Annotated in this window: 17 protein-coding genes and 1 pseudogene; 10 read left to right on the forward strand and 8 right to left on the reverse strand. The window is 72.6% G+C overall.

Annotated features, from left to right (window positions below):
- Positions 1 to 307: 307 nt before the first annotated feature.
- From ACZ6CZ_RS18860 to ACZ6CZ_RS18875, 4 genes are all read right to left on the reverse strand, one after another.
- Entirely contained in the window at positions 308 to 454 is a 147-nt protein-coding gene (locus tag ACZ6CZ_RS18860; RefSeq protein WP_469022098.1) for a hypothetical protein, read from the reverse strand.
- A gap of 232 nt (positions 455 to 686) precedes the next feature.
- Entirely contained in the window at positions 687 to 2,882 is a 2,196-nt protein-coding gene (locus ACZ6CZ_RS18865) for an MMPL family transporter (protein ID WP_469022101.1), read from the reverse strand.
- Between the two features lie 249 nt (positions 2,883 to 3,131).
- On the reverse strand, positions 3,132 to 3,626 hold the full coding sequence (locus ACZ6CZ_RS18870) for a DUF3237 domain-containing protein (RefSeq protein WP_469022104.1): 495 nt from the start codon (positions 3,624 to 3,626) through the stop codon (positions 3,132 to 3,134).
- Positions 3,605 to 4,177, reverse strand: coding sequence for a nuclear transport factor 2 family protein (locus ACZ6CZ_RS18875; protein ID WP_469022107.1), 573 nt, complete (start codon positions 4,175 to 4,177; stop codon positions 3,605 to 3,607). Before ACZ6CZ_RS18875 ends, ACZ6CZ_RS18870 begins: the two co-directional genes overlap by 22 nt.
- Positions 4,178 to 4,312: 135 nt before the next feature.
- Here ACZ6CZ_RS18875 and ACZ6CZ_RS18880 point away from each other — a divergent pair, with 135 nt between their 5' ends.
- The 6 genes from ACZ6CZ_RS18880 to ACZ6CZ_RS18905 all read left to right on the forward strand — a co-directional run bounded on the left by ACZ6CZ_RS18880 (position 4,313) and on the right by ACZ6CZ_RS18905 (position 10,757).
- Positions 4,313 to 5,005, forward strand: a complete 693-nt coding sequence (locus tag ACZ6CZ_RS18880; protein WP_469022109.1) for a TetR/AcrR family transcriptional regulator — start codon at positions 4,313 to 4,315, stop codon at positions 5,003 to 5,005.
- Between the two features lie 136 nt (positions 5,006 to 5,141).
- Entirely contained in the window at positions 5,142 to 6,020 is an 879-nt protein-coding gene (locus ACZ6CZ_RS18885) for an alpha/beta fold hydrolase (protein WP_469022111.1), read from the forward strand.
- A 33-nt stretch (positions 6,021 to 6,053) separates the two neighbouring features.
- Positions 6,054 to 6,527 (forward strand): MarR family winged helix-turn-helix transcriptional regulator, encoded by a 474-nt coding sequence (locus ACZ6CZ_RS18890; RefSeq protein WP_469022114.1) that lies wholly within the window; start codon positions 6,054 to 6,056, stop codon positions 6,525 to 6,527.
- A 170-nt stretch (positions 6,528 to 6,697) separates the two neighbouring features.
- Positions 6,698 to 8,290 (forward strand): MFS transporter, encoded by a 1,593-nt coding sequence (locus ACZ6CZ_RS18895; RefSeq protein WP_469022116.1) that lies wholly within the window; start codon positions 6,698 to 6,700, stop codon positions 8,288 to 8,290.
- 227 nt (positions 8,291 to 8,517) lie between these two features.
- Entirely contained in the window at positions 8,518 to 9,321 is an 804-nt protein-coding gene (locus tag ACZ6CZ_RS18900; RefSeq protein ID WP_469022618.1) for an alpha/beta fold hydrolase, read from the forward strand.
- Positions 9,321 to 10,757 (forward strand): PP2C family protein-serine/threonine phosphatase, encoded by a 1,437-nt coding sequence (locus tag ACZ6CZ_RS18905; RefSeq protein ID WP_469022118.1) that lies wholly within the window; start codon positions 9,321 to 9,323, stop codon positions 10,755 to 10,757. Before ACZ6CZ_RS18900 ends, ACZ6CZ_RS18905 begins: the two co-directional genes overlap by 1 nt.
- A 32-nt stretch (positions 10,758 to 10,789) precedes the next feature.
- Here the strand turns inward: ACZ6CZ_RS18905 and glpK are convergent, their stop codons facing one another.
- The gene (gene glpK, locus ACZ6CZ_RS18910) at positions 10,790 to 12,301 is read right to left on the reverse strand and encodes a glycerol kinase GlpK (protein ID WP_469022121.1); all 1,512 of its coding nucleotides are present in this window, start codon (positions 12,299 to 12,301) and stop codon (positions 10,790 to 10,792) included.
- Positions 12,302 to 12,343: 42 nt separating this feature from the next.
- Positions 12,344 to 13,111, reverse strand: coding sequence for an IclR family transcriptional regulator (locus tag ACZ6CZ_RS18915; protein ID WP_469022124.1), 768 nt, complete (start codon positions 13,109 to 13,111; stop codon positions 12,344 to 12,346).
- A 195-nt stretch (positions 13,112 to 13,306) separates the two neighbouring features.
- Here ACZ6CZ_RS18915 and ACZ6CZ_RS18920 point away from each other — a divergent pair, with 195 nt between their 5' ends.
- On the forward strand, positions 13,307 to 13,732 hold the full coding sequence (locus ACZ6CZ_RS18920; protein ID WP_469022126.1) for an ATP-binding protein: 426 nt from the start codon (positions 13,307 to 13,309) through the stop codon (positions 13,730 to 13,732).
- A gap of 13 nt (positions 13,733 to 13,745) precedes the next feature.
- On the opposite strand, the gene ACZ6CZ_RS18925 is transcribed toward ACZ6CZ_RS18920, so the two are convergent.
- Together ACZ6CZ_RS18925 and ACZ6CZ_RS18930 are read right to left on the reverse strand one after the other, a co-directional pair.
- Positions 13,746 to 15,008: a PP2C family protein-serine/threonine phosphatase gene (locus tag ACZ6CZ_RS18925; protein ID WP_469022129.1), complete on the reverse strand. Its 1,263-nt coding sequence runs from the start codon at positions 15,006 to 15,008 to the stop codon at positions 13,746 to 13,748.
- Between the two features lie 96 nt (positions 15,009 to 15,104).
- Complete coding sequence (locus ACZ6CZ_RS18930) at positions 15,105 to 15,863, reverse strand: IclR family transcriptional regulator (protein ID WP_469022133.1); 759 nt, start codon at positions 15,861 to 15,863, stop codon at positions 15,105 to 15,107.
- A gap of 217 nt (positions 15,864 to 16,080) precedes the next feature.
- On the opposite strand from ACZ6CZ_RS18930, the pseudogene ACZ6CZ_RS18935 reads away from it, so the two are divergent.
- The 3 genes and pseudogenes from ACZ6CZ_RS18935 (at position 16,081) to ACZ6CZ_RS18945 (ending at position 22,867) form a co-directional block, all read left to right on the forward strand.
- Positions 16,081 to 16,678, forward strand: a pseudogene (locus ACZ6CZ_RS18935) (alpha/beta fold hydrolase).
- Between the two features lie 298 nt (positions 16,679 to 16,976).
- The gene (locus ACZ6CZ_RS18940; RefSeq protein ID WP_469022137.1) at positions 16,977 to 19,568 is read left to right on the forward strand and encodes a Pls/PosA family non-ribosomal peptide synthetase; all 2,592 of its coding nucleotides are present in this window, start codon (positions 16,977 to 16,979) and stop codon (positions 19,566 to 19,568) included.
- Between the two features lie 14 nt (positions 19,569 to 19,582).
- Positions 19,583 to 22,867 carry a non-ribosomal peptide synthetase gene (locus ACZ6CZ_RS18945; protein WP_469022142.1) on the forward strand — a complete coding sequence of 1,095 codons (3,285 nt, stop codon included), beginning with the start codon at positions 19,583 to 19,585 and terminating at the stop codon, positions 22,865 to 22,867.
- Positions 22,868 to 22,887: the final 20 nt, after the last annotated feature.

A 22,887-nucleotide genomic window follows, 5' to 3' on the forward strand; every position in this document is an offset into this window, starting at 1 on the left:
GGACCTCGCCGGACACGGGGTCGTGGACGTCGGTCTGGGCACGGGTGCTCCTGACGGGTCGTATCGCCGGGGGGAGGTGTGCTGGCGGAGGGGCGCGCGGTGGCCCGGGCCCTTCGCCCCCGTTCGGCGACGGTGGCGGGTTGCGTCGGCCGCGCTCCGGTGGAGGGGGCCGTCCATGTACGCGGGAGGTGAGCGGTGGTGCCCCTCCGGGCCGGGGGTGCGGGGCGGGCGTCTCCGGCCCGGAGGGGAGTGTGGGTGCCGGGTCCGCCGGGGAGGGCGCGGACCCGCGGGGTTGATCTCGGGTGGATCAGGGGCGGAAGCCCGTCGGCCGCGGGCCGGTGGGCAGCGTGGCCGGCTCAGCCGGAGGTGACCGGTCGGGGCCGTCGGGGCCCTCGGAGATGGACGGGCTGCTGCCCGGTGGCATCGTCGCCACGGACGTACCGGCTGCGGACACGAGGGGTCTCCTTGGGGGGAGGAGTCGGGAGCGCGACGGGAGAGCGCTCTCCCGCACCATGCCCGGCGGTCATGCATCGGTCAAGGAGTTGCGCAGCCTTTTCTTTTGACTTGACTTAAGGCGCAGGCCAGCGCGGAGGGCTGCTCTGCCTCCGGGCACACGGAAAGGCGGGCCCGCCGGACCGTACGGCCCGGCAGACCCGCCTTGTCGCTGCTTGTCGCTCCCTTTCGCCCTAGTTGCGGCGGCCCAGTGAATCGGGTGCGACCGTGTCCTCGGCTTCCCCGGAAGCGGCCGGCGCGGAGGCGGTGGACGTTCCGGCGGTGCCGGCCGCCGGTGTGGCCGCACGGTCTCCGTGGCCCGGCCACCACGCGGCGTGGCCGATCAGCGCGGTGAGGCTGGGGGTGAAGAACATCGCCATCACGAAGGCGGCGACCGCGATGCCGAAGGAGACGGCGAATCCCATCTCCGTGAGCAGCGCGTTGCCAGCGAGCATCATCGTGGCGAAGGTGGCGGCCAGGATGAAGCCCGCCGCGGCCACGGTCGGCCCGGCGTGTCGCAGGGCCATGCCCGCCGCCTCGCGCGGATCGCGGCCCTCGCGGGCCTCCTCACGGAGCCGGGCGATCATGAGGATGTTGTAGTCGGTGCCGATGGCGACCACGAACAGGTACATGATCACCGGGAGCATGAACATCAGGCCCGAGTGGCCCTGTCCCTCCTGGAAGATCCAGACGGTCGCCCCGAGCGTGGCGCCGAACCCGAGGCCCACCGAGGCCATCAGGTACAGCGGAGCGACCACACTGCGCAGCAGCAGCCCCAGGATGAGCATGATCAGCACGGCCGCGACGGGGAAGACCGTGCGGTAGTCGTGGTTGACCGCGGCGTTGATGTCCTTGTAGATCGACGACATGCCGCCGACGAGGGCCTCGGTGCCGTCGGGCGCGGAGTCGTGGGCGACGTCGCGGACCCGGCCCACGGTCTCGATCGCCTTGTCCGTGGAGGCCTCGTACTTGAGGGTGACGGTGAAGTCGGCGGTGGTGCCGTCCTTGTTCACCTGGGTCATGCGGGCGCCGGCGACTCCGTCCACGGCCCCGAGCTTGCGGGCGTACGCGTCGAAGGCGGAGGTGTCGAGCGGCTTGCCGTCGGTCGCGGAGAGGTAGACGTCGGTGGGTGCCGCGGCGCCCGCCGAGTACGCCTTCTGCATCTGGTCCTGGACGACCATCGACTCCTTCGTCTTCGGCATCGAGCCCGACGCCAGGTCGAAGGTGGCGTGGTAGCCGAACACGCCGATCGACAGCGCGACCAGGATCAGGCCGGACACCGCGGCGGTGCGCGCGGGGCGGCGCTGCACGCCGCGGCCGAAGGCGGCGAAGCGGGCGTTCTCCGGCTCGCTCTGCCAGGACTTGGAGGGCCAGAAGACCTTCGGTCCGATGAGCGAGACCACCGCGGGAATCAGGGTCAGACCCGCGACCAGGGTGACGGCCACCGCGATGGCGAGCGCCGGGCCCATCTGCTTGAGGAAGCCCAGCGTGGACAGCACCAGCGCGAGGAAGGCGATGATGACCGCTCCGGCGGCCGAGGCGATGGCTTCGCCGACCCGGCCGACCGCGTTGATCATGGCCTCCTTGGGTTCGTCGCCCAGGCGCAGGCGTTCTCGGTAGCGGAACATCAGGAACAGGAAGTAGTCCGTTCCCACACCGAAGAGCACGACGATCAGGATCGACGAGATGGAGCTGTTGGCCTGGAGGTCGAACAGCTTGGTGGCGTACGCGATGAGGCCGTTGGCGATGGCCGACACCAGGCCGATCAGGATCAGCGGCAGGAACGCCAGGATCGGCGCCCGGAAGATGATCAGCAGCGTCACCAGGATGATCACGAAGGTGCCGATGCCGATCAGCGCCTGGCCGCGCTTGGAGGAGTCCTGCTGGTCCAGTGCCTGGGCGGCGGAACCACCGAGCTTGACGTCGAGGTCGGTGCCCTTGGCGAGCGCCTTGACGTCGTCACGCACCACCTTGGCCGCGTCCGCCTGTTTGGGCTGGCCGGCGTTCTTGCTGTCCATCTGGACCAGGGTCAGGGCGTACTTGCCGTCCTTGGACGGCTGCCCGGGGACCACCTTCTGCACCTGGTCGATGTGCTTCTTGCCCAGCTCGGAGGTGATCCGGGCGATGTCCTTCTGGTCGGCGGCGGTCAACTTGCCGCCGTCGGTGCGCTGGTAGAGCGCGATGGCGGACGGGGTGAAGGCACTGGGGAACGCCTTCTGCTGCACCTCCGCGGCCTTGATGGACTGGTAACTCTTCGGCAGGAAACTGCTCTCGTCACTGTTCGAGGGCAGGCTCGGTGCGGTGGCGACGATCGCCACCGCCGCGATCAGCCATGCCACGATCGTCCAGACAGGATGTCGGACGACAGCGTTCCCAATGCGTCGGAACATGCGGGGGGTCCTCCTGGTAGGAAGATCACCGCAGCCCGGGGAGCGGACCCTGGCATCGGCGACCCCGACCGGCACTCTCCCGTGGGCCGGTCGAATGGTTGTCATCGGATCCGATCGTAGTGACCGGACGCGGAGATCATTCCATCAGGCCGGTACTCGCGTGAGAAACGGATTTCCGGTGCCGAGGCGCCCACGGGCTCCGTCCACCCCTTCCGCGAGGGGGAGTTGGGCACGGGACCGGCGAGCCGTTCACAGGACCCGGGAGACCGCGTAGGCGATCCCCCCGTCGACCAGGTAGCCCGTTCCCACGCACACGATGTCGTTGAGCCAGGTGTACGGGCGCGCGCCGGTCTCGAAGAACGGAGCCGTGCGGAAGTAGTAGCGGGACGGGTCGACGTGGTGCCGCACGGCGGGATCGGCCAGCTCGGCGCCGAGTCCGGGCGGCGTGACCCAGCGGCCGTCGTAGGTCATGTGCACGAGGTGGTCGTCGTGCGTGCGCAGGGTCAGCCGGACATCGAGCCGCATGACGCCGTCGGGGCGGAACAGCGCCCAGTCGCCGCCGCCCGCCAGGACCGTGCCGCGCAGCCGTGGGCCCTCGAAGGTGCCGCCGGCCGCGCCGAACAGCACGCGCCGGCCGCTCGGCCCGTCCCCCATGTCCAGCCGGGGGGCGAGGTCGACGACGATGTCGAACAGCGGCTCGGTCCTGATGCCGGCGACCGCCTTCACCCGTGGGTCCGCCGCCACGGCCACCACCCCTCGCCGTCGGCCCGGCCATGGCCGCCGGCCGCCGCACCGGTCCGAGGCGGTGGCGGTGGCAGTGGCAGTGACAGTGGCGGTGGCCCGGACGGATCGGTGACCGCGAAGATGCTGCGTCGCACGGCGTCGGTGGAGACGCCCGAGTGGGCGCAGAGCACGGACAGGTCGAAGAAGAACCGCTCCGCGGCGATGAGGTCGTCCGCGAACGCGAACCGGATGAACACCGGCAGTTCGGCGCGCCTGCCGTTGGGCGTCACCCCGAACCGGTCGCCCGTCATCGTCATGCGCGCGGTGCCCCAGCAGACGAGGTTCTCCCCGTCGTCCGCGTGGCCTTCGAGGGTGACGCCGTAGTCCGGGAAGGAGGCGAAGAACCGGCGCAGCGCCTTCTCGTTCGCGGCGCGGCCGCGCACCGCCGTGCCCAGCGCGGGAGCCTCCAGCACCATGTCGGGGTGCAGCAGTTCCAGGGCCGCGGGCACGTCCTGGCGGCCCTTGGCGGCGGCCAGCGCCTGCGCGAGTTCGACCATACGTCGGCTGTTCACCGTGTCACCTCCGGTCGCCGCCCCGGGGACACCGGCACGGTCGCGGGCTGATGTGGACCTCCGTGCGGCGTTCATGGAAAGTAAACGTACGACCGGACGTATGCTTTGGCAAGAGGTCATGGCAGGATCAGGGTGATGAGCGGATTCGAGCAGCACTCCCGGACCGGTACCGGCGTCCCCGCCACCCTCCCCGCGGGCGGCGGCCCCGAGGCGGCCACGACGGACCAGCGCCTGTTGCGCGGGGCGCGCTCACGGCGGCTGATCCTCGCTCACGCCGTCGACCTGGCCTCGCTGGAAGGGCTGAGCGGGCTCAGCCTGGGCCGCCTGGCCACGGACCTCGGACTGAGCAAGAGCGGGGTGCAGACCCTGTTCAGGACGAAGGAGAACCTCCAGGTCGCCGCCGTCGAACACGCCCGGGTCGCCTTCACCGGGGCCGTGATCGAGCCCGCCGGGACCGCGCCGCGCGGTGCGGCGCGGCTGCGGGCGCTCGTCGAGCGGTGGATCGACTACGCGCGCGAGCCCCTCTTCCCGGGCGGCTGCTTCTGGGCGGCGAACCAGGCCGACTTCGACAGCCGCCCCGGGCCGGTCCGCGACGCCCTGTTCCGGTGCCAGGAGAACTGGCGCGGTCTCCTCGCCGCCGAGCTGCGGCACGCCGCCGCTACCGGTGAGATCGCCGGCCTCGACGCCGACCTGGCGGCCTTCCAGATCGACGCGGTGCTCGTCGCCGCCAACACCGCGCTGCGGCTGGGCCGGGCGGGCGCGGTGGACGCGGTGGACGCGGTCCGCCGCGTGACCGAAGGGTTCCTCGGCGCGCCGGCCCGGCCGTGAGGCAGAGGGTTGCCCACGGCCGTCAGGGGCAGGCGTCGGTCTGTCGGCACGGTCGGACGAGCCGTGCCGGCACGGACGGTGACGGGTGCCGGCACCGACGGGTGAGAGGTGCCGGCGCGGACGGGAGGGGCGAGCCGTGTTCGAAGGCTTCACGGCCACACAGGTCGAGGTCGACGAGGCATCCGTGTTCGTGCGCCACGGCGGGGACGGCCCGCCGGTGGTGCTGCTGCACGGTCATCCGAGGACGTCCGCGACCTGGCACCGGGTGGCCCCGCTCCTGGTCGCGCGCGGCTTCACCGTCGTCTGCCCCGACCTGCGCGGCTACGGCCGCTCCCGGGGACCGGCGCCCACGGCCGACCACACCGGGTACGCCAAGCGGGCCGTCGCGGCCGACGTCGTCGCGGTGCTGCGCTCCCTCGGCCACACCCGCTTCGCGCTCGCCGGGCACGACCGCGGCGGCAGCGTCGCGCTGCGCCTGGCCCTCGACCACCCGGACGCCGTCTCGCGGGTGGCCCTGATCGACTGCCTGCCGCTGACGGAGCACCTGTCCCGCATCACCCCCGAGTTCGCCACCCAGTGGTGGCACTGGTTCTTCTTCGCCCAGCCGGAGACACCCGAGCGGGTCATCAGCGCCGACCCGGACAGCTGGTACCGCGGGGATCCGCTGAGCATGGGACAGGAGAACTACGACGAGTGGCGCCAGGCCACCAGGAACCCCGACGTGGTGCGGGCGATGCTGGAGGACTACCGGGCCGGTCTCACCGTCGACCGGCGCCACGAGGAGCGGGACCGCGCCGCCGGAGCGCGTGTCCGGTGCCCCGCGCTGATCCTCTGGTCGCTCCGGGACGACCTGGAGGACCTGTACGGCGATCCGGTCGCCGTCTGGCGGGAGTGGGCGGCGGACGTACGCGGGCACGGGATCGACTCCGGGCACCACGTGGCCGAAGAGGCGCCGGAGGCGCTCGCCTCCTCGCTGGCCGACTTCTTCACCGAGGCGCCGGAGTGCGGACTTTGACGTAGATATGAAGGCATACCTATACTCGTAGACATGTCTCCGTCCAGCGCGTCCGTCCAGGACCTCGACCGGGTGGCCGCCGGCCTCGTGTCGTGCCTGCCCGCGCTGTCCCGGACGCTCGACCGGCAGGTCGGCCTGGACTACGCGCGCCCCAAGCCCTCCGATGCGCAGATCGCCGTGCTCCGGCACGTCGAGGCCCACGACGGTGTCACCGTGCGGGCGACCGCCGAAGCGCTGCTGATGAAGCCGAACAACGTCAGCGCCCTGGTCACCCAGCTGACCGAGCAGGGACTGCTGGAACGTCGCCAGGACCCGGCCGACAAGCGGGTCGCACACCTGCACCTCACCGCGACCGCCCGGCGGGAACTGGCCGAGGTCACGCGAGTGATGAGCGCGCACGTCACACGGGCCCTGGGGGCGCTGACCGAAGGTGAGCTGGGCGCCATCGGCTCCGCCCTGGGCGCGCTCCACGCGTTGAACGAGCAGCTGCACCTCCGCGCCCGCTGACCGCGCGGTCCGGCCCCGCGCGACCGGGTACGCGGCACTGCCGCGCCGAGACCTCCCTCGGTCCGCGGTCCGCGGTCCGCGGTCCTCGGTCACCGTACCCCCGTGCCCTCGTGGAGCGGGCCGCCGCGCCCGCCCACGCCTCCTCATGACAGACGAAGGACAGCACAGCCATGCCCTCCGTGGCCACGAATCCCTCCACCCCGTCCCCCCAGGCCCCGCCCGCCGACCGCCCGCAAGGCCGGCGGGCCAACCCGTGGCTGACCCTGGTCGCCGTGGCGTTCGGCCTCTTCATGGTCGGCCTCGACGGCTCGGTCGTCTCGATCGCCAACCCCGAGATCGGCCGGGACCTCCACGCGTCCACCGCGGACCTGCAATGGGTCACCAACTCCTACCTGCTGGCCCTGGCCGCCGCGCTGATCCTCGGCGGCAAGCTGGGTGACCGGTTCGGGCGCCGTACCTTCTACCTGGCCGGCGTCGCCGGGTTCACCGCCTCCTCCGTCGCGATCGGCCTCGCCGGGTCCATCGAGGGCGTCATCGCCTTCCGCGCCCTGCAGGGCTTCTTCGGCGCGCTGCTGATGCCGAACACGCTCGGCATGCTGCGGGCGGTCTTCCCGCCCAGGAAGTTCGGCATGGCCGTCGGCGTCTGGGCCATGGTCTCCTCGGTCTCCACCGCTCTCGGCCCCATCGTCGGCGGCCTGCTCGTGCAGCACGTGAACTGGGAGTCCGTCTTCTACGTCAACGCGCCCATCGGCATCGCCGCGCTCGTCTTCAGCGCCGTCGTCCTTCCGCAGAGCAGGAGCGACGCCGCCGCCGGTGACCGGTTCGACATCGCCGGCGTGCTCCTGCTGGCCGTGGGGCTGCTCGCCGTCGTGTTCGGTGTCGTCAAGGGCGAGAGCTGGGGCTGGACCTCGGGCGGCACCCTGGGTTCCATGGCGGCCGGCGTGGTCGTCCTGCTGGTCTTCGGACTGTACGAGAGCCGGGTCGCGGCGCCGTTGCTGCCCATGCGCCTGTTCCGCAACCCGGCGCTGACCATCGGCACGGTCATCACCGCGCTGAACTTCTTCATCCTGCTCGGCGTGATCTTCTTCGTCATGCTCTACCTCCAGAACGTACGGGGGTTCAGCCCCGTCGAGGCCGGGGTGCGCACCCTGCCGCTCAGCCTGGCCTCGGTCGTCGCCTCCCCGCTGGGCGCGGCGCTCACCGACAGGTTCGGCCCCCGGTTCACCATGCCGCTCGGCATGGCACTCCAGGCGATCGCCTGCTTCGTGATGCTGAGCTGGACGGCCGACTCCTCCTACGCCACGATGTGGCCGCCCTTCATCGCGCTGGGCCTGGGTGTGGGCATGGTGATGTCGTCCTCGTCCGACGCGATCGTCGGCAACGCGCCGGTCAGCGACGGCGGCGTGGCGGGTGGCCTGCAGGCGACCGCGCTGCAGATCGGCGGCGCGCTGGGCACGTCCGTGCTCGTCTCCCTCATCAGCGGCCGGGTCGGCTCCACGCTGACCGGTGAGCTGACCTCCGCCGGTGTGCCCGTGCGCGCCGCGGCGGGCCTGGGCGAGGCGAAGGACGCCGTGGCGATGGGCGTCGCCCCCGTCTCCGGCACCATGCCGGCCCAGCTGCGGGCCGCGGTCGCCCAGGGGAGCCACCAGGCGTTCATGAACGGCGTGCACACCGCCGTGCTGGTCGCCGGCGCGCTGGGTGTCCTCGGCGCCGTGCTGGCCGCGGCCGGCGTGCGGCGCACCCCCGGAACGTCCCGCCACTGAGCTGATCGTCCGGGGCCTCGCCTGCGTTGGCGCGGCCGCCGGAGGCTGGTACGTCGTCGTGCACAGCCACCCCTCGGCCCTGTCGGACAGCCCCTGGGTCCGGTTTTCCGCCCGCACCCGGACGGGGACGGTCGGAGCCGGTCACCCTGCGGCAGCTTCTGTCGCCCCGGGTGGGGGAATCAGGTTGACTTCGCGGGGCCCTGCGGACAGGTGCGAGGATGGCTGGCATGGACATCCAGCGCAGGAACAACGTGACGGTCGTCGGTCCCGAGGGCCGCCCGGTGGTGGTGCTTGCGCATGGGTTCGGCTGTGACCAGAACATGTGGCGGCTGATCGTGCCGGCGCTGGCCGAGCGCTACCGGGTGGTGCTGTTCGACTACGTCGGCTCCGGCGGCTCGGACCTGGCGTCGTGGAACGAGGAGCGGTACTCCTCCCTGGAGGGGTACGCCCGGGACGTGGTCGAGGTCTGCGAGGCGCTGAAACTGGAGCGCGCGGTGTTCGTGGGGCACTCGGTCAGTGCCATGGTGGGGGTGCTGGCGGCGCGGGCGGTGCCGGAGCGGATCGGGGCGCTGGTGATGGTGGCGCCCTCGCCCTGCTACATCGACGGTGACGGCTACCGCGGCGGGTTCAGCGCGGAGGACATCGACGAGCTGCTGGCGTCCCTGGAGTCGAACTACCTGGGCTGGTCCTCGGCGATGGCCCCGGTGATCATGGGCAACCCCGACCGCCCGGAGCTGGGCCAGGAGCTGACCAACAGCTTCTGCGCCACCGACCCCGACATCGCCCGGGTCTTCGCCCGCACCACGTTCCTGACCGACAGCCGCGGCGACCTGGCGGGCGTGCGCGTGCCGACCCTGGTGCTCGAGTGCGCCCAGGACGCCATCGCACCCAGAGAGGTCGGCGCCTACGTGCACGCCGCGATCCCCGCCTCCCGCCTGGTCACCCTGCCCGCCACCGGCCACTGCCCCCAGCTCAGCGCCCCGGAGGCCACCGCGCAGGCCGTCCTCGACTTCCTGGCGGACCATCAGTGATGTGCCGTACGGGCGGCGAACCCGACCCGGCCGGCGGCGGCGACGAGCCCGGCGGGGAGGCGGCGTTCACCGCCCTGCTGGAGGACAGCGCCATAGAGCTGTACGAGGCGGCGCCCTGCGGTTACCTCTCCACGCTGATGGACGGCACCATCGCCAAGATCAACGCCACCCTGCTGGACTGGCTCGGCCTCCCCCGGGACGCCGTGGTGGGCAAGATGCGGTTCGCCGATCTGCTGACCGTGGGCGGCAGGCTCTACCACGAGACGCACTTCGCCCCGCTGCTGCGCATGCAGGGCGAGCTGCGCGGCATCGCCCTGGAGCTGAAGACGCGGGACGGCGGCCGGCTGCCCGTGCTGGTGTCCTCCGTGGTCAAGCACGGCAGCGACGGCGAGCCGCTGCTGATCCGCACGACCGTCTTCGACGCCGCCGACCGGCGTACCTACGAGGAGGAGCTGCTGCGCCGCCGCCAGGACGCCGAGCAGGCGCACGCCGAGGCGGACCGGGCGCGCGCGGAAGCGGAGAAGGCCAGCACCGAGGCGGAGCGGGCGCGCGCGGAAGCGGAGCGGGCCCGGGCCGAGGCCGAACAGGCCCGGGCCGAGGCCGAACGGGCGCGCGCCGAGGCGGAGGAGGCACGCGGGCAGGCCGACGCCGACCGGGCGCGGATGACCGAGGCCCTGGCCGTCCTCCAGGACTCCCTGGTGCCGACCTCGCTGCCCGCCGTCCCGGGCATGGAGACGGCCTTCCACTACCGCCCGGCCGGTCCCGACCGGCTCGGCGGCGACTTCTACGACCTGTTCCCCGTCGACGGCAGGCGCTGGGCGTTCTTCCTCGGTGACGTCTCCGGCAAGGGGCCGCAGGCGGCGGCCGTCACCTCCCTCACCCGCTACACCCTGCGCGCCGCCGGCCACCACGACCCGGACCCGGTGACCGCGCTGACCACGCTGAACGCCGCCCTGCAGGAGCGGTACACGGCCGGCGGCGACCCGCGCTACTGCACCTGCCTGTTCGGCATCGTGGAACCCGGCGGGGACGACGGGTCCGCGGTGGTCCGGCTCGCCTCCGGCGGCCATCCGCCGGCCCTCGTCCTGCGGGCCGACGGGCACACCGACTACCTGCCCACCCCGGGCGGCATGCTGGTCGGCATCCTGCCCGACGCCCCGTTCGCCGCCACGGAGACCACCCTGGCTCCCGGCGACACCCTGCTGCTGTACACCGACGGTCTCACCGAGGCCCGTACCGGACACACCCGCACCACCCTCTTCGGCGAGGACGCCCTGCTCACCTTCGCGGCCGACCGGGCACCGGCCCGCCCGCACGAGGTGATCTCCTCCCTGACCGCGCTGCTGGAGAGCTTCGGCGACGGTCTGGACGACGACACGGCCCTGCTCGCCCTCGGCGTCCCCGCCGCCCCTCCCCACGCCCGCCCGGCCACGTGACACACGGGCCGGCCCGGGAAACGCGGGACCGGTCAGGCGGGGCGGCGCCCGGCCCAGCCCAGGGAACGTTCCACGGCCCGCTGCCAGTCCTCGTACTCCGCCTCGCGCCGGCCGGGGTCCATGTCAGGCAGCCACTGCGCGGCCCGGTGCCAGTTGCGGCGCAGCACCTCCAGGTCCGGCCAGTAGCCCGCCGCGAGCCCGGCGGCGTACGCGGCGCCGAGGGAGACCGTCTCGGCGACCATGGGCCGTACGACGGGCACGTCGAGCACGTCCGCGACGAACTGCATCAGCAGGTTGTCGGACGTCATGCCGCCGTCCACCTTCAGCTCCTTCAGGGGGACCGGGTAGTCGGCGTTCATGGCGTCCACGACCTCCCGGGTCTGCCAGCCGGTCGCCTCCAGCACGGCCCGGGCCAGGTGGCCCTTGGTGATGTACGAGGTGAGGCCGACGATCACCCCGCGCGCGTCGCTGCGCCAGCGGGGCGCGAAGAGGCCGGAGAAGGCGGGGACGATGTAGCAGCCGCCGTTGTCCTCGACCGTCCGGGCGAGTGTCTCGATCTCCGGCGCGCTGCTGATCAGTCCCAGGCGGTCCCGGAACCACTGGACGAGGGAGCCGGTGACGGCCATCGAGCCCTCGAGCGCGTAGACGGGGCGCTGGTCGCCGATCTGGTAGGCGACGGTGGTCAGGAGCCCGTGCCGGGAGCGCACCACGTCGGTACCGGTGTTGAGCAGCAGGAAGCTGCCCGTGCCGTAGGTGCACTTCGCCTCGCCCGGGGAGAAGCAGGTCTGGCCGAAGAGGGCCGCCTGCTGGTCGCCGAGGGCGGCGGTGATGCGGACGCCCGGCAGCAGTGCGCGGGCGGTGCCGTAACAGCCGGCGGAGGGTCTGATCGCGGGCAGCATCGGGCGGGGCACACCGAAGCAGGCCAGCAGCTCCTCGTCCCAGGCGAGCGTGCGGATGTTCATCAGCATGGTGCGGCTGGCGTTGGTGGCGTCGGTGATGTGCAGGCCGCCGTCGGCGCCGCCGGTGAGGTTCCAGACCAGCCAGCTCTCCATCGTGCCGAACAGCACCTCGCCGTCCCTGGCCCGCTGCTCCAGCCCCTTGACGTGGTCGAAGAGCCAGCGGATGCGCAGCGCCGAGAAGTAGGTCGAGGGCGGCAGGCCGCAGCGTTCGAGGAAGAAGGCGTCCCCGGGGTCCTTTCCGAGGTCCTCGACGAGGGATGCGGTGCGGGTGTCCTGCCAGACGAGGGACCGGCCGACGGGGGCGCCGGTCCGCCGGTCCCACAGCACCGTCGTCTCGCGCTGGTTGGCGATCCCGACGGCGACGATGTCCGTGACGTCGGCACCGGCGGAGGACAGCGCGTCGGGCACCACCCGCTGGAGGTTGCGCCAGATCTCCGCGGCGTCGTGCTCGACCCAGCCCGGCTTCGGGAAGTGCTGCTGGTGCTCCCGCTGGGCCACCGACACGAGCCGCCCCTGGTGGTCGAAAAGGATGCACCGGGTGGAGTTGGTGCCCTGGTCGATCGACATCACGTACCGCTCAACCATGACGGGATCTGCCTTCCGACGTGTCGAGGGGGCGGTGGGGATTCACCAGCGGGCGGCGCCCAGGTCCCTGGAGACGGCGCGCGCGGCCTCACGGAGCAGGGTCACGAGGTCGGTCCGGGGGCGGCACCTGTTGTCACAGATCCGCTCGACGGGCCCGGACAGTCCGATGGCGCCCACGACCAGCCCGCCGTGGCCCCGGATCGGTGCCGCGACACCGGCCTCGCCCATGCTCATCTCCTGGATCTCGGCGGCCCAGCCGAGGTCCCGGACCTCGGTCAGGGCCCGGGTGAGCTGCTCCGGGGCGGTGAGCGTGTGCCGGGTGTAGGTCTCCGGACCCGACCCGAGTGCCTCCTCCACGGACGCGGCCCCGTAGGCGAGCAGGATCTTGCCGAGCGAGGAGGCGTGCAACGGGAGCAGCGCGCCCACGTCGAGGGTCTGGAGCGTGTCGTCGGGCCGGAAGACATGGTGGACGATGAGGACCCGGCCTTCCAGCGGGGTGCCCAGCCGGACCGCCTCCCCGCTGCGCGCCGCCAGGGCGTCGGCCCAGTTGATGGACCGCGACCGCAGCTCGTTGACGTCTAGGTAGCTGGTGCCCAGGTGCAGCAGCGCGGCGCCGAGCTGGTACTTCCCGGTAGCCGCGTCCTGTTCCACGAAGTCCACGTGCTGGAGTGTGCGCAGGATGCCGTGGGCGGTGCCCTTGGCCAGCCCGAGCGAGGCCGCCACTTCGCCGAGCCCCAGCCGACGGGGTCCGCCGGCCAGCAGACGCAGAATCGCTGCCGCCCGTTCGATCGACTGGACTGGGCCGGTCATGTCTCGAGCGTATTACCGGCGTCGGCCGTCCGCCGTACGGGGCGGGGGACGTCTCCGCAGCCGCCGCCGTGCTGCCGTTCGGTAATGCCGACCTGCGTTCATTGACCGATTTGAGCGGACTCCTTAGCGTCTATCCAGGCCCGGTTCCCCGCCGTGCCCGACCAGCGGCCCACAGCGCTCACCGGAGGAGTGAACATGGCGGTACAGCTCACCACACTGCTTCCGGAGACGTCCGAGCACGTCTGTCCGATCCCGCCCGTCCCCCAGGCCGTCTCGGCCGTACGCCGGCGGGTGTGCGCGGTGCTGGCCGGCTGGCAGGTGTGCCCGGAGGTCGTCGAGGAGTCTTTGCTGGTGGTGTCCGAGCTGGTCACGAACGCGATCGTGCACGCCCTGCCCCCGGCGGAGCTGCGGCTGTCCTGCGTGCGGGGCGAGGGGCTCGACAGCCTGCGCGTCGAGGTCACGGACGCCGGCCCCGTACGGCCGGCCGGGCAGTGCCCCGCGGGCGTCGACCCGGACGAGCACGGCCGGGGCGAGGACATCGTGCACGCGCTGGCCGTCCAGCACGGCATACAGGTGCACGCCCACGGGATCACCCGGTGGGCGGAACTGGTCGCGTCCTGAGCCGGCCGCACGCTTACCGCGGGGGCGCGCAGCAGGGTTCCGGCGCGGCCGCCGCGGCCAGTGCCCGCGGGGCGGAAGCGGACTCCGGCGGGACGGATGCCGGTGGGCCGGGCTCGCTCGCGGTGCGCTTGCGCAGCAGCAGGAGCGCGGCGTCGTCGTGCAGCCGGCCTCCGACGTGCGCCAGCAGTTCGTCGGTGAGCGCGGTGAGCGTGTGCGCCGGTTCGTCGGTGACATGCCGCGCCACCCCTTCGGCCAGCGGGTAGAACGCCCGGTCCCGGTCGCGGGCCTCGGTGACGCCGTCGGTGTAGAGCAGCAGCTGGTCCCCGTCGGCGAAGGGCAGCACCTGGAGGGCGGGGACCTCGCCGGACAGGGCGCGCAGCCCGAGCGGCGGAGCCGGGTGGGCGAGCTCCACCGGTGAGACGCTCCCGGAGCCGGATATCAGCAACGGCGGCGCGTGCCCGCAGTTGACGACCTCCAGATGCCCTGACCCGGTGTGCCCGGCTACGACGGCGGTGACGAAGTCGTCCGTGCCGAGGTTGCGCGCCAGGCTCCGTTCGATGCGGTCGACGACGCGGAGCAGATCCGGTTCGTCGTAGGCGGCCTCCCGGAAGACACCGAGGACGAGCGCGGCGGTCCCCACGGCCGGAAGCCCCTTGCCCCGCACGTCGCCGACGATCAGCCGCACCCCGAACGGGGTGGGCACCAGGGCGTAGAGGTCTCCGCCGATGCGGGCCTCGGCGGCCGCTGCGCTGTAGCGGACGGCGACCTGGAACGGGCCGACGGTCGCGGGCACCGGCTTCAGCAGCGCCTGCTGGGCGGCCTCCGCGACCGAGCGGACGGCGGCGAGCACCCGGTCCCGGCGTTCCCGCAGCGCGCTGGCCAGGGCGCCGGCCAGGGTCACGGCGACCAGGGCCGACATGGTGGCGGCCAGTGCGGTGACCGGGCCGCCGTGCCGGATGCCGAGGGTCGTGCCCAGGACGGTGGCGAGGAGGCCCACGCAGAGGACACCGCGCGGTCCGTTGGTGGTGGCGGCCAGCGCGGGCCCTGCCGCCAGCAGCGGCAGGCACAGCGTCCCGGTGCCGCCGACGACGTCGGTCAGGACGACGCCGGAGACGAAGAGCACCGGCAGCATGGGCAGCCCGGCGGTCAGCACCGGCATCCCGCCGGCCAGCCGCGCGGCGGCCAGCCTGCGGACCGGAGCGCCGGAGCCGTGCTCCTGGCTCCCGAACGGCCGCGTCGGCCGGTGGTCGCCCCCATGGTCGTGCACCCGCTTCATGTCGCCTCAGTAGTCCTCACGTGGGTGGGGTCACTCCTGCTTCCTCCGTTCCATCCAGGAAAGATGCAGGGCGAGGCCCCCACAAGAAGCGGATTTTCAGATAGTGAACGACAGGCCCCTCGTGACCCGGCCCGCGGCCGGGATCAGCCGGGAGCGGATCTCCCGGACCCGGGCGAGCCGGTCGGCCGGAAGCGAGACGCCGAGCGAGCCGATCGTGTCGCCCCAGTACACCGGCACGGCGACGCACACCGTGCCCAGGGTGTACTCCTCCATGTCCATCACGGCCGGAGCGGTGGGCGCGGAGTCGATCCGGCGCAGCAGCTCGCAGGGGCTGGTGATGGTCCGGGGCGTGAGGTCGGCGAGCGAGTGCCGGGAGAGGTACTCCCGGCGGCCCTCGTCGTCCAGTTCCCGCAGCACGGACTTGCCGAGCGCGGTGGCGTGTCCGGCGTCCTCGAACCCCACCCACAGCTCGGCCCGGGGCGCGCGGGGGCCGTCGACGATCTCGGCGACCCGGATCTCGCCCTCCTCGTAGAACGTGAGGTAGGCGGCGGTGGCCAGTTCGTCGCGCAGGGTGGTGAGCGTGGGACGGACCCGGCTGAGCAGGACCTGCGCGCTGTTCGTGGTCCGAAGCGTCTGGAGCCTGTCGCCCAGGACGAAGCCGCCGTCGTCCAGTTTCCGCAGGTAGCCGTCGTGGACCAGGGTCCGCAGCAGGTGGTAGGTGGTGGCCAGGGGCAGCCCGGCCTCGCGCGCCAGCTGTTTCGCCGGTGCGCCGTTGTCGTGCCCGCTCACCACCTCCAGCAGGCGGAAGGCCCGCTGCACGGACGAGATGAGCGTGGGACCGTCCGGGGCTCCCATAGGGCCAGCGTGCGCCGGCCGCCCGGCGCAGGCAAGGCCCGGAGGGCATCCGGCGCGGTGGGGCGCACGGCTCGGATTGCGCCGCGGGACGGGGCGAGGACGATGGTCGGTGGAGCGGCGTGTCGACGGCCCGCTCCCTCCAGGTCGCGGGCTCGCCCTTCCCCCTCGCGGCACAGGTCCCCGGCCCGGCTCCCCTCCCCCGCGAAAGGACGCCGGCATGCCCACGTGCACGACCCGCGACGGTGTTGAGATCTTCTACCAGGACTGGGGCCGTGGCCGGCCGGTGGTGTTCAGCCACGGCTGGCCGCTGAACGGCGACGCCTGGCAGGACCAGCTGAAGGCGGTGGCCGACGCCGGGTACCGGGGCATCGCCCACGACCGCCGCGGCCACGGCCGCTCCACGCCCGTCTACGACGGCTACGACTTCGACACCTTCGCCGACGACCTCGCCGACCAGATCACCGGCCTCGACCTGCGGGACGTCACCCTGGTGGCGCACTCCACCGGCGGCGGGGAGCCGGCCCGTACATCGGCCGGCACGGCACGGAGCGGGTCCGCTCCGCGGTCCTGCTGTCGGCGATCACCCCGCTGATGCTCCAGGGACCCGGCAATTCCGAGGGCGTGCCTCAGTCGGTGTTCGACGACATCAAGGCCGGCATCCAGGTGTCCCCCTGGACGCCGCCGGCCGCAAGACCGCCGGGCTCGTGCCGGGCGCCGAGCTGAAGGTCTACGAGCACGGCTCCCACGGCATCGCGATGGTGCCGGGCGACAAGGAGCGGTTCAACCGGGACCTGCTGCACTTCCTCGGGTCCTGACCGGCCCGGCCGTACTCCCGCCGCCCCCCGGCAGCGCCCATTCGGGCGATCCACTTTCCGCTCGCGGCGGCGGCCGGAAACCAGGGAGTACGGGCCCACGGGGTATTTCCGGTCCGCGGGACGGGTTGTTCGAAGTGGCAATGTGGCGGTGGCCGACACAGACTGAAGCCGACGGTCCGTGATCAGGAAACACCACACCCCGGGCTCTCGGAACGCACCGGACCGTCTTCTGAAGCCCCGGGAATCCGGACCAGCCACCGGGTTGTCGCCGCGATCCACTCGTCCTCCAGGAGATCGAATGGTGCAGCAGTCCTCCGAGGCCCCCATAACAGGGCCGGAAGAAGGCGCCGTCACCAGACGGAACGACGCCGGTGCGGCGAGGACGGACACCGAGAAGGAGTTCGCGGCCGCGCTGGCCGACGTCGTCGGCGTCGCGCAGGTGTCGCCGGACGGTCATTTCTTCACCGATCTCGGCGCCAATTCCCTGGTGATGGCCCAGTTCTGCGCCCGGGTGCGCAAGCGGGCCGACCTGCCGTCCCCGTCCATGAGGGACATCTACCGGTATCCCACGGTCCGCAGCCTGGCGGCGGCCCTCGCGCAGCCCGATCCGCCCGCCGACGGGCCGTCGGCCGCCCCGGCGCCGCCCGCGCCCGCGGCGCCGGCGAAACCCGCGGACCGCCCCGGAAAGCTGAACCACGTCCTGTGCGGGACGTTCCAGCTGCTGGTGTTCCTCGGTTACTCCTTCGTCGCCGGATTCGCCGCCGACGGCGGATACCGGTGGATCGCCGACGGCGTCGGACTGGTCGACACCTATCTGCGCTCGCTCGCGTTCGGCGGTATCGGATTCATCGCCCTGTGCGCGTTCCCGGTGCTCGCCAAATGGATTCTCGTCGGACGCTGGAAACCCCGTGAATTCCCCGTCTGGGGCCTGACGTACGCGCGCTTCTGGCTGGTCAAGGTACTGCTCCACGCCAACCCGATGGTCTTCTTCGTCGGCAATCCGCTCTACGTCCTCTATCTGCGGGCGCTGGGCGCGCGGATCGGAAAGGGAGTCACGATCCTCTCCCGCTCCGTCCCGGTCTGCACCGACCTGATCACGATCGGCGCCGGAACGGTGATCCGCAAGGAGTCGTACTTCCTCGGCTACCGGGCGCACGCGGGGCGCATCCAGACCGGCCGGGTCACCCTGGGCCGCGACGTGTACATCGGTGAGAAGACCGTCCTGGACATCGACACGTCGATGGGCGACCGCACCCAGCTCGGCCACTCCTCCGCCCTGCACCGCGGCCAGGCCGTGCCGGACGGTGAGCACTGGCACGGCTCCCCGGGGCAGCCCACGCGAGTCGACCACGTGCGGGTCCCGCCGGCCAGGTGCGGCACCCCGCGCCGGGCCTGGTTCGCCGTCGTCACGCTGGTGCAGCTGTTCCTGCTGTACGTCCCGGTGACCGTCGGCGGCGTGTACATGCTGTTCACGCAGGTGCCGGCGCTCGGTGCGCGGCTGGACCCGCAGACGGCCGTGCTGAAGCGGTCGGAGCTGATCCCCGACGCGCTGGGCCTCTCCCTCGTGCTGTTCTTCGGCTTCGTCGTCGGAGGCCTCGTGGTCATGTACACCGTTCCGCGGGTGATGCACCTGGCGGTCAAGCCCGGCCGGGTCTATCCGCTCTATGGCTTCCACTACGCGGCGCACCGGGCCATGGCCCGCCTGACCAACATCAAGTTCTTCGCCTGGCTGTTCGGTGACAGCTCCTACATCGTGCACTACCTCAGCGGGCTCGGGTACGACCTGTCACGGGTGGAGCAGACCGGATCGAACTTCGGCACCGAGATGCAGCACGACAGCCCCTTCCTGGTGTCCGTGGGTACCGGGACGATGGTGGCCGACGGTCTCTCGGTCATCAACGCGGACGTCTCCAGCACCTCCTTCCGGCTGAGCCGGACGGCGATCGGGCCGCGCAACTTCCTGGGCAACAACATCGCCTACCCGCCCGGCGGCAGGACGGGCGAGAACTGCCTGCTCGCGACGAAGGTGATGATCCCCCTCGACGGGGAGGTGCGCGAAGGCGTAGGGCTGCTCGGCTCGCCGTGCTTCGAGATCCCCCGCTCGGTGGAGCGTGACTCCCGCTTCGACGACCTGCGCACCGGTGACACGCTGCGCCGCCGTCTCGCCGCGAAGAACCGCTACAACCTGCGCTCGATGGCCGGCATGCTCCTGGTGCGGTGGCTGCACACCTTCGCGCTGACGCTGCTCGCCCTGGCCTCCGTCGACCTGTACGGCGTGCTCGGGCACGTGGTGATCGCCGGGTACCTGGCGCTGACGCTCGCCCTGTCCACCGCGTACTACGTCCTGGTGGAACGCTGCACCCTGTCGTTCGGCAGGCTGCGCCCGCAGCTGTGCTCCATCTACGACCGGACGTTCTGGCGGCACGAGCGGCTGTGGAAGATGCCGGACCAGTACCTCAACGTGTACAACGGGACCCCCTTCAAGAGCCTCGTGTGGCGGCTGCTGGGCGTGCGCATCGGCAGCCGGGTGTTCGACGACGGCTGCTACCTGACGGAGCGGACCCTCGCCACCATCGGCGACGACTGCACCCTGAACATCGGCAGCAAGATCCAGTGCCACTCGCAGGAGGACGGCACCTTCAAGTCCGAGGGCACCACGCTGGGCGCGGGCTGCACGCTGGGGGTCGCCGCCCACGTCCACTACGGCGTGACGCTGGGCGAGGGCGCGGTGCTGGTGGCCGACTCCTTCCTGATGAAGGGCGAGGAGGTGCCCCCGCACGCCCGGTGGGGCGGCAACCCGGCCGTGGACATGCCCGATGCCGCCGACCAGTCCCCCGGCGGCGCGGCACCGCGGCGGCCGGCCGACGGCCCCGCCCTGCCGGTGAGTTGAGAAGAGGTCAGTCGATGGGAGCGCGCGTGGATGCGGACCGGGAGTTCTGGAGCCGGGTGCTGACCGCCGGCGGGACCACGGCGGTGCCGCGGTGGGCGGGGACGCCGGCCCCGGGCACGGCCGAGCACACGGTAACGGTGCCGGACGACGTGGCGGCCGGGGTGCGGGAGCTGGTCCAGCGGCTGGAGGTGCCGGCCGGCGCGCTGCTGCTGGCGGCCCACGCCAAGGTGCTGGCCGTGCTGTCCGCCGAGCCGGAGGTGGTGACCGGCTACGCCGCCGGCGCGCACGGCGAGCCGCTGCCGTGCCGGCTGACCGTCCCCGCGGGCTCCTGGCACGACCTGGTGACGGCCGCGCGCCACGCCGAGGCCGACCTGCTCGCCCACCGGGAGTTCCGGGTGGCGGCGCTGCGGCGGGAACTGGGCCGGGAACAGCCGCCGTACGAGGTCGTGTTCGGACCCATGGAGAGCGCGGTCCCGCTGGGCGGGCACGGCGTGCTGCACGTGCACTGGTGCGACCGCGGCGGGCACCTGACGCTGCGGCTGCGCTATCGCACGGACGTGCTGGACGCCGAGGCGGCCGCGCGGATCGGCGGCTACCACCTCACGGCGCTGCGGCTGCTGACGGCCGACGTGGACGCCGGGCACACCGGCCAGAGCCTGCTGTCGGACGAGGAGGTGCGCGAGCAGCTGGAAGGTCTCGCCGGTCCCAGGCGGCCGCTGCCCGAGGCGCGGGTGCACGAACTGTTCGAGGGGCGGGTGCGGGCGCATCCGGACGCGGTGGCCGCGGTGCAGGGTGAGCGGCGGTGGACGTACCGGGAACTCAACGGGCGCGCCAACCGGCTGGCGCGGGCGCTGCTGGAGCGGGGCCTGGGCCGGGAGGACGTGGTCGCCGTGGTGACCGAGCGCACCCTGGACTGGCTGGCGGCGACCCTGGCGGTGTTCAAGGCGGGCGGCACCTATTTGCCGATCGAGCCGCACTTCCCCGCCGGCCGGATCGCGACCACCCTCGCGCGCGCCGGATGCCGGCTGGTGCTGAGCGAGGACGGCAGCGACGCCACCCTCGACCAGGCGCTGGCGACGTTGCCCGGCGGCGCCGAGAAGCTGCTGATCGAGGCCGCGTACGCGGAGCCGCACGCCGACGGTGACCTCGGTGTGCGGGTCGACGCCGGTCAGCTGGCCTACATCTACTTCACGTCCGGCTCCACCGGCGAGCCCAAGGGGGCCATGTGCGAGCACGCCGGTCTGCTCAACCATCTCTACGCCAAGATCGACGACCTGGGGATCGACGAGGGCTGCGTGGTGGCGCAGACCGCCCCGCAGTGCTTCGACATCTCGCTGTGGCAGCTGGTGTCCGCGCTGCTGGTGGGCGGCCGGACCCTGCTGGTCGGCCAGGACGTCGTCGTCGACGTGGCCCGGTTCGTCGACACGCTCGTGCGCGGCCGGGTCGCCGTGGCCCAGCTCGTGCCCTCCTACCTGGAGGTCGTGGTCTCCTACCTGGAGCGGCACCCCCGCACGCTGGCGGACCTGCGGTGCGTCTCGGTGACCGGCGAGGCACTGAAGCGGGAGCTGATCCAGCGCTGGTTCGCCGTCCAGCCCGGCATCCGGCTCGTCAACGCCTACGGGCTGACCGAGACGTCGGACGACACCAACCACGAAGTGATGACGTCGGTGCCGGAGCGCGTGCTGCTCGGGCGTGCCGTCAACAACGTGCACGTCCACGTGGTGGACGAGGACCTGTCGCTGGTGCCCCTGGGCGCCCCGGGGCTGATCGCGTTCTCCGGTGTCTGCGTGGGCCGCGGCTACGTCAACGACCCCGAGCGGACCCGCGAGGCCTACCGGGAGAACCCCTACCGGCCGGGCGAGCGGCTCTACCTCGGGGGTGACTGGGGACGCTGGCACCCGGGCGGCAAGCTGGAGTTCCTGGGCCGCCGCGACAACCAGGTCAAGATCCGCGGCTTCCGCATCGAGATCGGCGAGATCGAGAACGCGCTGCTGCGGGTGCCCGGGGTCCGGGACGCCGCGGTGGTCGTCGCCGAGCGGGCGGCCGGCAGCAAGCAGCTGATCGCCTTCCACACCGGCGAGCGGCCCGACGCGGAGGAACTGCGGGCCGCCCTCGGTGCCGTGCTGCCCGGCTACATGGTTCCCGCCGCCTTCCACTGGCGGCCCGAGCTGCCGCTGACCGCCAACGGCAAGACGGACCGCAAGGCGCTGACCGCCGCGGCCGAACAGGCGGCGCCCACCGCGGAGGGCGACGGCGCCGGCGACGCGCAGGGCACCGGCGGACCCGGCGAACTCCCGCTCACCCCGGCCGAACGCAGGCTCGCGGCCGTCTGGGCCGACCTGCTGAGCCTGCCCGAGCGGCAGCTCGGCCGGACGGCCCATTTCTTCGACATCGGCGGCACCTCGCTGACGGCGGTCCGGCTCACCATCGCCCTGGACCGCGCGGTGTCCCTCAAGGACATCACCCGGCACCCCGTGCTCGCCGACCTGGCCGCCGTCCTCGACGGCACCGCCCGGCCGCACCAGGGGCTGCTGCAACCCCTGTCGGAAGCGGACGGCACCCCCGAGCGCGCACTGGTGTGCTTCCCCTACGCGGGCGGCAACGCGGTCAACTACCAGCCGATGGCGAGCGCGCTGGCCGGCAGCGGCACGGCCGTCCTCGCGGTGGACCTGCCCGGCCACGACCTGGCGGCCCACCGGGAGCCGTTCGCGCCGATCCGTCAGGTGGCGTCGCGGGTCGCCGACGAGATCACCGCACGGGGCCTCACCCGGGTGATGCTGTGGGGGCACTCCTCGGGCGCCGCACCGGCCCTGGAGACAGCCAGGCAGCTGCAGGAGCGCGGCGTGCGGGTGACGCGGGTGTTCCTCGGGGCGCAGCTGCTCGGCACCGCGGCCGGCCGGCGCGCCGCCGTGACCGAGCTGACGGCCCGCAGCGACGCCGAGATCGCCGCGCGGCTCACCGCGGACAGCGGGCACACCGAACTCGCCGAGCTGAACACGCGGCACGCCGAGCACATCGGGGCCGCCTACCGACATGACTGCATCGGCGCCCACCGCTACTTCCTGGCCGCCATGGAAGGGCCGCCGCCGGTGAAGCTGTCCGCGCCGGTGACGGTGGTGCTCGCCGCCGACGACCCGCACACGGCCGGGCCGCCCGGCCGCCACCGGGACTGGCTGCTGCTGGCCGACCACGTCGACCTGCACGAACTGCCGGACGGCGGTCACTACTTCCCGCGCACCCGCCCCGCCGGGGCAGCACAGGCCGTCCTGGGTGCCGTCGTACCACTGGCCCCTTCCTGAGCCTCACCGAGCCTCGGGAC

Source organism: Streptomyces sp. NPDC041135 (assembly GCF_055592085.1).